The following is a 14,728-nucleotide window of genomic DNA, read 5'->3' as shown; positions in this document are numbered from 1 at the left end:
TAATACTGTTTTTATATACAGTGTTTTTGGGGCCGTCGGCTCATGAGAAGAAAATGAGCGAAAATCGGGCCTGTGGCAAAAAAAGGCAACTCCGTTAGGTTGAGGTTCTCTCCTTCAGGAAGGGAGAGTTCTTAATCACTATCAATGGAGTCACACATGAATAAACCACAAACCCAGACACCTCTTCGCCATGGTCGTGTCACGTCCCCTTCCAGCCGTGGCGCAGTCGCCGTGGATCTCGGCTTGCTGGCTACCTGGCAGGTCAATGAAATGGAAGGCGGCAAGAACTTTCCGGCACTGATTGCCGGCCCGTTCCCGGCGCCTTATCAAACCGACAGTGACAGCGTCACCCCACCCGCCGACGGCTTCATCCTCAGCGGCGGCAAGACCGATGCCCGTGACTGCATCAACTTCACCAACGAGGAAATGGCCAAGAAACTCAACCGTGCTTTCACCTGGCCGCTGCTCAATGTCGACCCGGGTCAGACCTTCAAGGTCACCTGGGAATACACCGCGCCGCACACCACCCGTGGCTATCGTTGGCTGATCACCAAGGATGGCTGGGATCCGAAACAGCGCATCACCCGTGCACAACTGGAAACCCAGCCGTTCGCCGAAGACTTCTATACCCAGGTGCCGTACTTCAGCCATGCAGGTGAACTGAAGGCCAAGGTCAATCACGAAGTGAAACTGCCGGCCAACAAAAAGGGCAAGCATGTGATCGTATTGATGTGGATCGTCGCCAACACCGGCAACGCCTTCTATCAAGCCTTCGACGTGGACTTCAAATAAGCCCGCGCCGTTAAACCCATACGTTCTGAAGGATTAGAACATGACAAATATTGACTTCACCTCACTGAAATCGCCGCTGAACGATGTCGCTTCGCTGATGCCGAGCATTGCCGGCAAAAAGATCCTCATGGGCTTCTGGCACAACTGGCCTGCCGGCGCGAGCGACGGTTACCAGCGTGGCCAATTCGCCAATATGAACCTGGCGGACGTGCCGAAGGATTACAACGTGGTGGCCGTGGCCTTCATGAAAGGCAACGGTATCCCAACGTTCAAGCCGTACAACCTTTCCGACGCCGAGTTCCGCCGTCAGGTGGGCGTGCTAAACAGCCAGGGCAGGGCGGTGCTGATTTCCCTTGGCGGCGCCGATGCGCACATCGAGCTGCATAAAGGCAACGAACAGCCACTGGCCAACGAGATTATCCGCCTGGTGGAAACCTATGGCTTTGATGGCCTGGACATCGATCTTGAGCAGAGCGCGATTGATTTCGCCGACAACAAGACTGTCCTGCCCGCCGCGTTGAAACTGGTCAAGGACCATTACGCCGGTGAAGGCAAACACTTCATTATCAGCATGGCGCCGGAGTTTCCTTACCTGACCACCGCCGGCAAATACGTCGGTTACATCCAGGCGCTGGAAGGCTATTACGACTTCATTGCCCCGCAGTATTACAACCAGGGGGGCGACGGGATCTGGGTGCAGGAGGCCAACAACGGCAACGGTGCCTGGATTGCCCAGAACAACGACGCGATGAAAGAGGATTTCCTGTTTTACCTGACCGAAAGTCTGGTGAGCGGAACGCGAGGGTTTACCAAAATCCCGGCGGACAAGTTCGTCATTGGTCTGCCGGCCAACGTCGACGCAGCCGCCACCGGTTATGTGATCAACCCCGCAGCCGTGACCAATGCATTCAAGCGTTTGGACGCCAAAGGGCTGTCGATCAAGGGCCTGATGACATGGTCGGTGAATTGGGACAACGGGATCAGCAAAGACCACGTGCCCTACAACTGGGAATTCAGCCGCCGTTATGGGCCGTTGATCACAGGCACTCATCTGTCTGGCCTCGGTGAGGATGAGGCGGATCTCGAAGTCGCCAATCGGCAGTAGCGCAAAGAGACATCGGGCAGACGTGCCTGATCTCAAACAGCTATGTTTATGAGCTGATCGTTGGCTTTATCAAATAGAATCCGATGCCCTCTTTGGGCATCGGATTTTCTGCGTCAGGCTCAAGTTTTCATCCGGTTTTTATGAACTTGCTTTGCTCGTTTTCTGTTGCGCAAGCCCGAAACAGTCTTAGGGAAACGTCGATTACTTGGGTCCCAGAATCTTCGCCAGCTTGTCCGGCGACGGCGCGCCTTGCTGTTGCTGCAACCCGCCCTTGTCATCCAGATAGAAAATCGCCGGCGTCGCCGACAATTCCAGCTCTTCCATCAACTTCATGTTGGCATCGAGCTTGGCTTCGATGTCCGCCGGGATCTTGTCCAACGCCTGCAATTTGCTGCCTTTGCCGGCGGCTTCGTGTTCTTCCAGGGCTTTTTGCGGGTCTTTGGCGGCGAACAGCGCAGCCGACTTGCCTGGGCTGTCCTCGCGGATAATGCCCACCATGATATGGCGCAACTGCACCTTGCCGGCTTTTACCCACGGCCGTGCCTGTTCCCAGAACATGTTGCAGTAAGGGCAGTTGGGGTCGCTGAACAGGTAGACGATACGTGGCGCGTTTTTATCGCCGTCCTGAATCCAGTTGCTGTGTTCCATCTTGGCCCAGACTTCCTTGGCCATCGGCGCATACACCAGTTTTTCCAGGGGCGCGCTGCTCAGGTCTTTACCTTCGGCGTCGTACAGGTTGCCGGCAATCACACTTTTGCCGTCGGCGGTCAGGTACAGCGCCATGCCACGGTTCTGGTACTGCGCGGCGTAGCCGGTGAGGCCGCTGGGCGCATCGAACTTGCCGAGGATCTTGGCGCCTTTGGCTTCGATCTGTTTGATCGGTGCCGGCCAGTCTTCGGCCTGGGCCAGGGTGGCCGCGAGCGTCAGCGGCAGCAGGGTCAGCAGGTGGCGGAGGCTTGGCATGTCGGTTTCCTTTCAGGGGCGGTGTCGAAGGGTTCCATGGCACGGGCCAGGCTGGCTTGGGACAGCTCACCGAGGTGGCTGTTGATCAGGCGCCCATCGGCTTGGTAGAACAGCGTGGTCGGCAAGGCCATGGAGCCCACGGCCTGGCCGAGTCGGCCGCTGGCGTCAAACAATACGTTATCGAGGGTCAGGCCTTGGGTCGCGAGGAAGGTGCTGACGCTTTGCATGCTTTCGGCCTGGTTGACGAACAGGAAGGTCACGTCGGGGCGCTGGTGCTGGGCGCGCTCCAGTACCGGCATTTCCCGGCGGCACGGTGGGCACCAGGTGGCCCAGAGGTTGATCACCAGCGGGCCGCCTTTGTAGTCGGCCAGTTGCACCACGTCGCCATTGGCGTTGCGCAAGGTGATGTCCGGCAGTTGCGCGCCTTTGTCGTACAGGCTCAGCGATAAACTGGTCAGGCCCCAGAACACCAAGCCCGTGACCACCCCGGCGCTCAACGGTTTGCGCAGGGCAGGGCGGCGCCAGCCGTACAACAGTGCGCCGAGTACCAGTGCAATCACGCCGGGCCAGGCGAGGAAACCGCCGTCGCGCAGGTCGACCATCTGCAGAGGATCGCGGCTGTAATCGCTCCAGTACATCACGACAAAGCTGACGCGCGCGGCCAGCATGCCCAGCAGGAACAGGGTGAACAGCACCGATTCGGGGTTTTCGCCGCCACGCTTGGCCACCCGCCAGCCCACCAGGGTGGCGAGAATCAACGCGCTGATCAGCAGGATGTGATTCAGGGCGATGGCAAAGGTGCCGATGGTCAGGGTCAGCATCAGCGTGCGTCTCGGGTTTGCGTCCAGCGTTGCAGGAAGGCGGCGGCATCCACTTCGCCGGTGATGCGTTGGGCGCGACGTTCTTCACCGTTGGGGCCGATCCACACAAAGCTCGGTGGCCCCGGCACCTTGTAGCGACCCAGCAGCTCACGGCTGGCAGCGTTGTCGGCGGTGACGTCGAGGCGCAGCAGGCGCACATCTTTAAGGGCGTCCATCACCTCCGGTTTGCCGAATACCTGTTTTTCCATGATCTTGCACGACACGCACCAGTCGGCATAGTAATCCACCAGCACCCATTGGCCCTGGGCCTTGGCACTGTCGAGCTGGGTTTGCAGCACGGCCGGGTCATTGATGGTCATGAACGCGTCATGGGCGCTCGGTGCGGCGGCAACCCGCGAGCCACCGTAGACTTTCAGCGGTTGCCAGAGGTCGTCGCTGCCACCGGCCGCGCCCACCACCAGCACTGCGCCCCACAGGCCCAGCACCAGGGAGCCTGCGCCAAACACTTTGGCCGCCAGCCCGTATTCGCGCGCCAGGCCCCAGCCGCAGTAAGCCATCACCAGGGCCAATACGCCCCACAGGCCGAGCCACAGGCTTTCGCCGACCACCGGGCGAATCATCAGCACTGCGGTGCCCAGGAACAGGAAGCCGAAGACGCCCTTGAGCACGTTCATCCAAGTGCCCGGTTTCGGCAGGAAGCGGTTGCCCACCGTCACCAGCAGCAACAGCGGGATGCCGATGCCGATGCCCATGGCGAAGAGAATCAGGCCACCGTGCAGCGCATTGCCGCTCTGGGCGATATACAGCAGCGCGCCGGCCAGTGGCGCAGTCATGCACGGCCCCACCAGCAAGCCGGAGAGCGCACCGAGCACGCCGGCGCCTACCAGGCTGCCGCCGCTTTGCTGACGGCTGACGTTGTCCAGGCGATCACGCAGGAAGGCCGGCAATTGCAGTTCAAAGAAACCAAACATTGGCAGCGCGAGGATCACAAACAGCGCGGCGAAACTGCCAAGAATCCACGGCGTTTGCAGCCATGCAGCGAGGTTGCCGCCGAGCAGCGCGGCCAGTACGCCCAGCGCTGCATATACCAGCGCCATGCATATCACGTAGCTGCTGGCCAGGGCAAAACCACGACGCGGGCTCGCGCCACTGCCGACCACCAGGCCTGCGAGAATCGGCAGCATCGGCAGCGAACACGGGGCAAATGCCAGCAGCAGGCCCAGACCAAAGAACACCAGCAGGCTCCAGCCCAGGCTGCGCTGTTGCAGGCCGCTGGCCAGGCTCTGGTCCTGGGCTTGTGCGGTGGCGGCGACGGCGGGGTTGCCGCCCAGGTCCACGGTGATCGACTGCGGCGGGTAGCACAGGCCCGCATCGGCACAGCCCTGCCAGCCGAGCTTGACCTGGCCGGTGGCGCCGGCCGGAATCTTCACTTCCAGGCCCTGGCGATACACTTGCTGCTCACCGAAGAACTCATCGCTGTGGGCTTCGCCCTGCGGTAACGCCGGTTTGTCGGCCAGGCCGTCGAACTTCATGCGTTGCTGGTACAGGTAGTAACCGTCGGCAATCTGCCAATACAGCTGGGTCTCGCCAGACTCCAGGCGTTCGGAGGTAAAGGTGAAGGCTTTGCCCACCGGGAGGAAATCGGGTTTGCTTTCAAAAGGGTTGCCCGGCGCGGCCTGGGCGAATCCCGCGAACATTACCAGTAGAAAGGTAAACAGATGCCGCATGGTCAAGCCTTAGTTTGGTGCAAGTTAGGGACACAATGTGTGGCGTTGATTAACCGATGATTAACCGGGGGCTATTCTAAAGTGAAGGGCGTGTCTGAGCGCGCCTCTTTTCACGGCATAATCGGCGCTTAATCCGTTGCACCTTTAATTCTCCCCATCTTTCATGAAGGGTTCACCATGCACGTACTGGTCTGTGAAGACGACGAACTGATCGCCAGCGGCATCGTGGCCGGCCTCGGCGCTCAGGGCTTTACCGTCGAACGCGTGGCCACGGCCGCGGCTGTACGGGCGATGCTCAAGGCGGCCACGTTCGACATCATGGTGCTCGACCTCGGTTTGCCCGACGAAGACGGCCTCAAGCTGCTGCAACAACAGCGCAGCCAGGGGCTGGAGATTCCGGTGCTGATTCTGACGGCGCGCGATTCTGTGACCAACCGTGTCGACGGCCTGCAAGCCGGTGCCGACGATTACCTGCTCAAGCCCTTCGACCTGCGCGAGCTTGCCGCCCGCCTGCAAACCCTGCTGCGGCGGGTGGCGGGGCGCCGGGTCAACCTGATCGAACACGGCCGCCTCGCCTACGACCCCAGCAGCCGCGAAACCTTCCTGGGCGGCGAGCCGGTGGATCTTTCCCGTCGCGAACAAGCGTTGTTGCAGGCCTTGTTGCATAACAAAGGCCGGGTGCTGTCCAGCGAACAGCTCAAGGACAGCGTCTACGGTTTTAACGACGAACTGGAAAGTAACGCCCTCAACGTGCATATCCATCACCTGCGGCGCAAATTGGGCAACGGCATCGTCGAGACCGTACGCGGCCTCGGTTATCGCCTGGGCACGGCCGATGGTGGCGTGGCCGATGATGGAGAACACGCCTCGTGATGAGCCTGCGCCTGCGCCTGACATTCAAGCTGGGCGCTGCTTTCGTGCTGATCTGGCTGCTGGCGGCGGCCTGGATGCTCAACGATCTGCGCAACCAGATGATGTTCTCCCTCGACCAGCGTCTGGTGGCGTCCGCGCGCATGGTCGCGGGGCTGACCGAGCAGATGCCGGGCCTGGCCAGTGTGAGCGGCGGTACGCACCTGCGCACCGAGCAACTGAATGTGCCGGGTGGCATGGCTTGCCAGGTCAGCTCCCTGCGTGGGGAAATTCTGGCGCGCAGCCACATGACCCCGGATGAAGGCCTGGAGTCGCGCAAGAGTGGCTTTCGCGATCAAGTCATCGACGGCGTCGGCTGGCGCAGTTTCACCCTGTCCCGGGGTGACTTGTTGATCACCACGGCCGACCGTCAGGTGGAGCGCGAGGCGCTGAACCTGTCGATCCTGCTGGCGGCTTCGGTGCCGGTCGGCGTGGCCTTGCTGGGTTGCCTGTGCCTGCTGTGGCTGGGCATCGGCCAGAGCCTGCTGCCGCTCAACCGCATGCGTGACGCGTTGATGCGCCGCAGCGCCGATTCGCTCGAACCCTTGCAGATTCACCCTCTGCCCAGCGAGCTAAAACCGCTGCTCGACACCCAGAACCAACTGTTGCAACGCATCGCCAAGACCATCGAGCGTGAGCGCCGCCTCACCGGTGATGCCGCGCATGAGTTGCGCAGCCCGCTGACGGCGATCAAGACCCACCTGCAAGTGGCGCGCATGACCGACGGCGCGGCGCGTGATCAGTCCCTGGCCCACGCCGAGGAGGGCGCTGACCGCCTGCATCGCACCCTTGAGCAATTGCTGCTGCTGGCGCGGGTGGAAGGCAGCCTGTCGTTCGATGACGGCCTGCAATCGAGCGCCGAACAGGTCGCGCGGCTGGCGATCCAGGATGCCAACGCCGGCGACAACCGGCGTATCGACCTGATCCTGTCGGCCAACCTCACCGATACCCCGGTGGAAATGCCAGTGGCCCTGGCGGTCGCGGCCTTGCGCAACCTGCTGGATAACGCGCTGCGCCATACGCCGGGTGATACCCGGGTGGAGCTGAGTGTGTTCACCACTGCCGACACGGTGGTGTTCCGCGTGCGTGATCATGGCAAGCAGATTTCCAGTGAGGACCTGCAATACCTGACCCAACGTTTCTGGCGCAATGGCAGCAGCGAGGGCTGTGGGCTGGGTCTGGCGATCGTGCAGGCGATCGTGCAGCGCTGCTCCTGCTCGCTGAAATTCGACAGTCAGGCAGATGGTTTACGGGTCGATCTGGGGATGCCGTTGCGGCGCTGAGCACTTTTCTTCAAGCACCAAATAGTTACCGCCCGCCTGACATTCTTCCCTTCAGGATGGCGGTAATTTTTTTGCGCTTGAGCGGGCTGAATGACTCGGCCTGTACTGAAAAGGACGGTTCTTATGTTGGTGGTCGATAGCAGTTTCCCCGCCAGGGGTTTCAATGAGCGTAACGCTGAGCCCGTGCAGCAGGTGGTTTTGCATTACACCGCGGCGCCTTTTGCTTCATCCCTGCGTACGCTCACACAAGAGGGTGTCAGCGCTCACTACTTGCTGCCCGATCCGGATGACCCTGGCTACCGCGCCACCGGCCATGACGAATTGCGCGTGTTTCGGCTGGTGGACGAGGATAAGCGTGCGTGGCATGCCGGGGTCAGTTATTGGGGTGGGCGGGATGATCTCAATAGCCGGTCGATTGGTGTCGAGATTGTTAATTTGGCGCGGGATGAGGGGGGCGTGTTTACGTTTCCAGCGTATGGCGAAGAACAGGTTGATGTGTTGATTGCGTTGGTTCGCGATGTGCTTGGGCGCTATCCGCAGATTGGGCCTGCCGATGTGCTTGGGCATTCGGATGTTGCCTATTGGCGCAAGAGCGATCCGGGGCCTCGGTTGCCTTGGCGGTGCTTGTTCGAGGCTGGGGTCGGGGCCTGGTTTGATGAGACGACGCGGGGCATGTATCAGCGGCGGTTTTGTCTTGGGTTGCCGCCGGAGGTTGAGGTAGAGCGGGCGTTTCAGCGGTATGGGTATAAGCCGGCCCAGAATCGCCGGGCGTTTGAGCTGCGGACGCGGGCGTTTCAGATGCACTTTCGGAGTCGGGATTATGGTGGGGTTTTGGATGGGGAGACGTGTGCGATTTTGTATGCGTTGAATGATCGGTATCGGGGGATTTGAGCGCTTTATTTGGGGGGCATATCCGTTGCTGCGGTAACGGCGGCTGGCGGTTCCGCTCTTACAGCGGGTCACTTTTGGCAAACGCCCGGAATGCCGGCCCAGCCAAAAGTAACCAAAAGGTCTTTGCCCCACCACTCGGTGCCTCGCTTAGGCTCGGCATGCCCGAACGCAGGCTTGAATCCGTGGGCCGCCGCGACGGGCCATCCATGGCCCAACACGGCTAACCCGGCGTCCTGCCGGGTTACCCACGGATTCAAGCCTGCGTTCGGCCAGCGTGGTTGACGGGGCCTGTCAGATCACAAGCAAGATCAAAAGCACGGCGGCCCGAAAGCCGACCTGAGTGGTAGAAGCAAAAGCACAGCAACACACCTCTATCTGATGCACAGAGATCCAAATGTGGGAGCGGGCTTGCCCGCGAATGCGGTGGGTCAGTCAGCTCATGTGTAACTGACCCACCACCTTCGCGAGCAAGCCCGCTCCCACAAGTCGACCGAGTACAGACCGCCAGCACCGCACTGCTTTGCTTTTCTGTGGGAGCTGGCTTGCCTGCGATGCAGGCACCTCGGTCCATCAGGTACACCGGGTTGATGCCATCGCAGGCAAGCCAGCTCCCACATTGAATTGAGTTCTGCCTTCAAGAATCAGGTCAACTGTCAGGCCGCCTCGCTTTCGCTTTTGATCTAACCACTAGGCCGCCGTACGGGCGAAACCCCCGCCCGCCATCACCAAAAAACCGGATATGCCCCACCTCAAAAAACCACAACAAGCCTAAATCCCCCACCGCCTGGTGCGTCTCCAGAACATGAAATCCGCGCGCGCGCGGATCGCCAGTTTGGTCACCCCACCCGCGTATTGAGGGATCGAGAGATGTCAGTCGCTACCAGCCGTATCGGAGACGCCCCGGTGCACGCCAGCCCGGCGTGCGCAGAAACACTCTACCAATTCGAAGAAACCCCGATACTGGCCCGCCAACGCCAGCAGGAGTCCAACGCCCGCAGCTACCCTCGGCGTATCCCCCTGGCGCTCAAGCGTGCCAAGGGCATCTATGTGGAAGACGTTGAAGGCCGTCGTTTCATCGACTGCCTGGCCGGCGCTGGCACCCTGGCGTTGGGCCACAACCACCCGGTGGTGATCGAAGCCATTCAGCAGGTTCTGAGCGACGAACTGCCGCTGCACACCCTCGACCTGACCACTCCGGTGAAAGACCAGTTCGTGCAGGACCTGTTCGGCCTGCTGCCGACCGACCTGGCACGTGAAGCGAAAATTCAGTTCTGCGGCCCCACCGGCACCGATGCCGTCGAAGCCGCACTGAAGCTGGTGCGCACCGCCACCGGGCGCAGCACCGTGTTGTCTTTCCAGGGCGGTTATCATGGCATGAGCCAAGGCGCGCTGAGCCTGATGGGCAGCCTGGGGCCGAAAAAGCCCTTGGGCGCTTTGCTCGGCAATGGCGTGCAATTTCTGCCTTACCCTTACGACTACCGTTGCCCCTTCGGCCTGGGCGGCGCCGAAGGCGTGCGGGTCAACCTGCATTACCTGGAAAACCTGCTCAATGACCCGGAAGCCGGCGTGTTGTTGCCGGCGGCAGTGATTGTCGAAGTGGTGCAGGGCGAAGGTGGCGTGATCCCGGCCGATCTCGACTGGCTGCGCGGCCTGCGCCGCATCACCGAGCAAGCCGGTGTGGCGCTGATCGTCGATGAGATCCAGAGCGGCTTCGGGCGCACCGGCAAGATGTTTGCCTTCGAGCACGCCGGCATCATCCCGGACGTGGTGGTGATGTCCAAAGCCATCGGCGGCAGCTTGCCGCTGGCGGTGGTGGTGTATCGCGACTGGCTCGACACTTGGTTGCCGGGCGCACATGCCGGAACATTCCGTGGCAACCAGATGGCGATGGCGGCGGGCTCGGCGGTGATGCGCTACCTCAAGCAACACGACCTGGCCGGCCACGCCGCCGCCATGGGCGAACGCCTTGGCGAGCACCTGCGCATTCTGCAGCGCGACTTCCCGCAGTTGGGGGATATTCGTGGACGTGGGCTGATGCTCGGCGTGGAACTGGTCGACCCGAGCGGCGCAGTCGATATCCAGGGCCATCCGCCTGTGCATCGCCAACTGGCGCCGCTGGTGCAGCGCGAATGCCTCAAGCGTGGGCTGATTCTGGAGCTGGGCGGCCGGCACGGCAGTGTGGTGCGCTTCCTGCCGCCGCTGGTGATCACCGCCGCCGAAATCGACCGCGTTGCCGAGATCTTTGGCCGCGCCCTGGCGGCAGCGGTCGCCAACCTCTAATTTTTCGCACGCTTGGTACGTTTCTACAGATATCGGCGCTGCGCGTGGTGCGCAGCCAGTTCTATGAGCGATGGAGAACAGCAATGACCTCAGTATTTGACCGCGACGACATCCTGTTTCAGGTAGTGGTCAACCACGAAGAGCAGTATTCCATCTGGCCCGACTACAAGGCCGTGCCGGAAGGCTGGCGCACCGTGGGCAAGAGCGGCATGAAAAAAGAGTGCCTGGCTTACATCGAGGAAGTCTGGACCGACATGCGCCCGCTGAGCCTGCGCCAGAAGATGGATGGCGCTGCGCTGGCGGGCTGACACGCTGCAATCCAATGTGGGAGCGGGCTTGCTCGCGAATGCGGTGTATCAGCTAGCCCATTCAGTGACTGGCATACCGCACTCGCGAGCAAGCCCGCTCCCACATAAAGCGTTATTGCGGTGGGTTGGTGTACAGGTAATCCGTCGCCAACGAAGCCAACGTCCGTACCCCCACCACCAGCGCCGACTCATCCACAAAGAAGCCCGGATTATGATTCGGCGCCGCTTTGCTCATGTCCTGATCCCTTGGCGTCACCCCCAGAAACACAAACAGCCCCGGCGCTTGCTTGGCATAGAACGAAAAGTCCTCCGCGCCGCCCACCAATGGGGCCTGCACCACATCATCCTTGGCCGCCCAGCGCAGGCTTGGCAGCATGCTCTCGGTCAGCGCCGGGTTATTGATGGTCGGGTCGTACTTCTCGATGATCGTGACTTCGGCCTTGGCGCCGCCACTCTCGGCGATTTTCTCTACCGTCTGGCGCACGTCGGCGTGCAGCTTCTGACGAATGCCGTAGTCGTAGGAGCGAATGGTGCCGCTCATGTCCACCGACTCGGGAATGATGTTGTAGCGCGTGCCGCCGTTGATGGTGCCAATGCTCACCACCGATGGAAATGACGAGATGTCGGTGCGACGGCTGACCACGGTTTGCAGGCCGACAATGGTCTGCGCGCCGACGGTGATCGGGTCGATACCGTCCCAAGGGCGGCCGGCGTGGGTCTGTTTGCCAAGGATCTTGATGCGCAGGTCATCGGAGCTGGCCAGGGTCGGGCCCGGGCGGTAGGCGATTTGCCCGGCAGGCACGCCGGCCCACACATGCAGGCCGAATACGGCGTCGGGCTTGGGCGCTTGCATCACGCCTTCCTGCACCATCATCTTCGCGCCCCAGGTGTTTTTGCCATCGGGGATAAAGTCGCTTGGGCCTTCTTCGGCCGGCTGGAAGTAAAACACCACCGTGCCTGGCAGACGGTCGCGCATGCCGGTGAGAATCTTCGCCGTGCTCAGCAGGATCGCGGTGTGGGCGTCGTGGCCGCAGGCGTGCATCACGTCGACTTCCTTGCCCAGGTAGGTGCCCTTGGCTTTGGAGGCGAAGGGCAGGTCGGCGACTTCCTTGACCGGCAGCGCGTCCATGTCCGCGCGCAGGGCCACGGTTGGGCCGGGCAGTGCACCTTTGAGGACGGCGACGACGCCGGTGCGGGCCACGCCGGTTTTCACCTCAAGGCCCAAGTCGCGCAGTTGCCTGGCAACCAATTGGGCCGTACGCGTTTCGGTGTTGCCCAGTTCGGGGTGGGCGTGGATATCGCGGCGGGTTTCCAGTAACGCCGGTTCAAGGATTTTTGCCTGCGCGGCGATTTCCTCCCGGGCGCTCTCCTGGCCGCTGCTGGCGGCAATCACTGCACTGCTGGTTAGCCCGCAGAGCATTCCGAAAACCCATGGGTGTGTCAGACCGTTCAAACGCATAAGTACCTCTCCCTCTTTATTGTTGTGGTTCTTTCTCCTGCACGGTGCCGGCAGTGACCACCTGCACACTCAAGCGCGGCGTCGCCAGGTCGAGCCCGGCTTCATCCAGCTGACGCTTGAGCGCCAGGTTGAACGCCCGCGACACTTCCCACTGCTTGATCGGCGCGGTCTTGAACCGCGCCCGCAGGATCGCACTGCCGGACTCAAAGCTTTCCACGCCCTGAATCTCCAGCGGCGACCAGATGTTGCGGCGTTGCAGTGGGTCGTTGCGCATTTTCTGGCCGACATCGCGCATCAGTTTGATCGCGTCATCGATTTCCATGTTGTAGGGGATCGCCACGCGGAAGATCGCGTAGCCAAATTCCCGCGAGTAGTTTTTGATGCTCTTGATTTCGCTGAACGGAATGGTGTGCACGATGCCGTCGATGTCGCGCAGGCGCACCGTACGGATGGTCAGGCCTTCGACGGTGCCAAGGTGGCCGCCGACATCCACGTAGTCGTCGATGGCCAGCGAGTCTTCGATGATGATGAACAGGCCGGTGATCAAGTCCGCCACCAGCGACTGTGCACCAAAACCGATGGCAATACCGATCACACCGGCACCGGCCAGCAGCGGCGTAACGTTCATGCCCATGTTCGCCAGCGCCACGATGGCGGCGATGATGAAAATGGTCACAAACAGCACGTTGCGGATCAACGGCATCATCGTCTGCGCACGCGCGTTCGCGAGGCCTTTGCGCGAGCGGGTCAGGGCGTGGTGGATGGCGGTGTCGCTGAGGATCCAGATCAGCCAGGCAAACAACAGCGTGCCGCCAAGGCCAAACAGCTTGACGCTGATTTCATGGCCGTCGCCTTCGGTAAAGCGAATCATCGACAGGCCCCATACGCGCAGGCCGAGTTCGATAAACACCAGCCACACCACTAAGTGAGCCAGGGTATACACGAAGCTTTTCAGGCGATCGGAGTACAGCGCGTGGCGCTTGTGCCCGCGTTGTGGCTTGAGCGCATGGCGGCGCACCAGGCCGTTGATGACCATGCACAACACCAGCAACACCGTGCACAACAATGACTGGCGCAAGGCGGTGCTGGTGTCGCCGGCGGACAGGAAGGTGGCGAACAATGAAATGCCCACCAGCAACAATGCCGGCAAGTACCAGAAGGTGCCGATGATCGACAGGGTATCGGTGAGGGCACGGCGCGTAAGGCGCCGCGACAGCGGCTGGTTGCGGATCAGGTGCGCGATCGGCCGGCGAAAACGCAGGATAAACACGCCGGTGGACAGCGCCGCCATCACATTGGCGACCGTCGCCGCCGTGTGGGCCAGATGCTGGCCCAGGGCCGTTACCAGCCGTGGGTCGCTCAGGGCTTCGCCAAAGGCGGCGAAACTGCCGATCCACCACAATGGACGGAAGGCTTGGTGACGCAGGATATACAGCGCCCGGTGGCGGTGCGGGCCGTCGAGTACGGAGAAGGCAATCACGCAGATCGCCGAGAAACAGGTGCCGACCACCAGCGCGTAAGCCAGCACCATCGCCAGGGATTTACCCAGGGACGAAGGCAGGGCGTAGCTCAGGTAAACGGTGATCACCAAGGCGATCAGCCACGGCCCCAACTTGCGCAGGGCGAAGCGCAGCATGTCCCAGGTGCGCGGGTGTTGCGGCAGTTCTTCGGGCAGCCCGAAGCGTTCGCGTAGACGGTGGCTGAGCCAGATCAGCGCGGCGGCCAGCAGGCTCCACACGGCCAGGATCACGGCAAAACCGAAGATGATCGGCAGCCATTCACTGGCGGGCAGCATCAGGGCGCCCAGTTCATCCTTGGCCAGTTCGACCTCGTTGGACCAGCGTTGCACCGGGCTGTCGGCGCCGGAGAACTGCTGTTCGAGGTCGGACAGCGTGCTGCCGATCAACCCGAGCACGCCTTGTTCAGCGGCGGGTTGGGCTTTTTGCGTGGCTTCGCGCAGTTTCTTCAGGTCGCTCAACAGCTGGGTGCGCTGCTGGTCGTTTTCGAGGGTCTTGATCACCTCGTCCAGCGACTGCCCCAGCGGCACATCGGCCTGGGGTTGAGTCTTGTTGGCGCTGCCGAGCAGGCCGGGCAAGCTCACGGCTTGGGCAGGCGCTATCGGCAGCAACATCAGCAGGGCAATCAGGCAGTAGCAGGGCAGAGCAAAAAGACGCGAGAGCACGAGGCGGT

The 14,728-nt window shown here is 61.6% G+C and carries 11 protein-coding genes and 1 pseudogene; 7 read left to right on the top strand and 5 right to left on the bottom strand.

Annotated elements, in window-relative coordinates; all coding sequences use genetic code 11:
* The first annotated feature begins 156 nt into the window (after positions 1-156).
* Positions 157-792: a lytic polysaccharide monooxygenase auxiliary activity family 9 protein gene (locus AB5I78_RS20475; RefSeq protein ID WP_145158819.1), complete on the top strand. Its 636-nt coding sequence runs from the start codon at positions 157-159 to the stop codon at positions 790-792.
* Between the two features lie 40 nt (positions 793-832).
* Positions 833-1,831: pseudogene (locus AB5I78_RS20470) on the top strand (chitinase); the annotation flags it as partial.
* Between the two features lie 267 nt (positions 1,832-2,098).
* On the opposite strand, the gene dsbG reads toward AB5I78_RS20470, so the two are convergent.
* From dsbG to dsbD, 3 genes are read right to left on the bottom strand one after another with little or no spacing between them, the layout of a single operon-like run.
* The gene (gene dsbG, locus AB5I78_RS20465; RefSeq protein WP_106576498.1) at positions 2,099-2,860 is read right to left on the bottom strand and encodes a thiol:disulfide interchange protein DsbG; all 762 of its coding nucleotides are present in this window, start codon (positions 2,858-2,860) and stop codon (positions 2,099-2,101) included.
* Positions 2,836-3,681, bottom strand: a complete 846-nt coding sequence (locus AB5I78_RS20460) for a TlpA disulfide reductase family protein (protein ID WP_106576499.1) — start codon at positions 3,679-3,681, stop codon at positions 2,836-2,838. Before AB5I78_RS20460 ends, dsbG begins: the two co-directional genes overlap by 25 nt.
* A complete protein-coding gene (gene dsbD, locus AB5I78_RS20455) occupies positions 3,681-5,408 on the bottom strand; it encodes a protein-disulfide reductase DsbD (protein ID WP_369301231.1) in 1,728 nt (575 codons plus the stop codon). Before dsbD ends, AB5I78_RS20460 begins: the two co-directional genes overlap by 1 nt.
* Positions 5,409-5,585: 177 nt before the next feature.
* Here dsbD and AB5I78_RS20450 point away from each other — a divergent pair, with 177 nt between their 5' ends.
* From AB5I78_RS20450 to AB5I78_RS20430, 5 genes are all read left to right on the top strand, one after another.
* Entirely contained in the window at positions 5,586-6,281 is a 696-nt protein-coding gene (locus AB5I78_RS20450) for a response regulator (RefSeq protein WP_369301230.1), read from the top strand.
* Entirely contained in the window at positions 6,281-7,600 is a 1,320-nt protein-coding gene (locus AB5I78_RS20445; RefSeq protein WP_242195561.1) for an ATP-binding protein, read from the top strand. The genes AB5I78_RS20450 and AB5I78_RS20445 overlap by 1 nt, the downstream gene beginning before the upstream one ends.
* Before the next feature lie 123 nt (positions 7,601-7,723).
* Complete coding sequence (locus tag AB5I78_RS20440) at positions 7,724-8,491, top strand: N-acetylmuramoyl-L-alanine amidase (protein ID WP_369301228.1); 768 nt, start codon at positions 7,724-7,726, stop codon at positions 8,489-8,491.
* Positions 8,492-9,358: 867 nt separating this feature from the next.
* Positions 9,359-10,771 carry an aspartate aminotransferase family protein gene (locus tag AB5I78_RS20435; RefSeq protein ID WP_369301227.1) on the top strand — a complete coding sequence of 471 codons (1,413 nt, stop codon included), beginning with the start codon at positions 9,359-9,361 and terminating at the stop codon, positions 10,769-10,771.
* An 83-nt stretch (positions 10,772-10,854) separates the two neighbouring features.
* Complete coding sequence (locus AB5I78_RS20430) at positions 10,855-11,079, top strand: MbtH family protein (RefSeq protein ID WP_028617283.1); 225 nt, start codon at positions 10,855-10,857, stop codon at positions 11,077-11,079.
* A gap of 112 nt (positions 11,080-11,191) precedes the next feature.
* Here the strand turns inward: AB5I78_RS20430 and AB5I78_RS20425 are convergent, their stop codons facing one another.
* Both AB5I78_RS20425 and AB5I78_RS20420 read right to left on the bottom strand, forming a co-directional pair.
* Positions 11,192-12,538: an amidohydrolase gene (locus AB5I78_RS20425; protein WP_369301226.1), complete on the bottom strand. Its 1,347-nt coding sequence runs from the start codon at positions 12,536-12,538 to the stop codon at positions 11,192-11,194.
* 16 nt (positions 12,539-12,554) lie between these two features.
* Positions 12,555-14,720: a mechanosensitive ion channel family protein gene (locus AB5I78_RS20420; RefSeq protein ID WP_145158801.1), complete on the bottom strand. Its 2,166-nt coding sequence runs from the start codon at positions 14,718-14,720 to the stop codon at positions 12,555-12,557.
* Positions 14,721-14,728: the final 8 nt, after the last annotated feature.

It is taken from the genome of Pseudomonas sp. N2-3-1-14 (assembly GCF_041228395.1).
Taxonomy (GTDB): domain Bacteria; phylum Pseudomonadota; class Gammaproteobacteria; order Pseudomonadales; family Pseudomonadaceae; genus Aquipseudomonas.
Note: the sequence above shows the minus strand (reverse complement) of the source record. Positions and strands in the feature narration are given on the sequence as shown.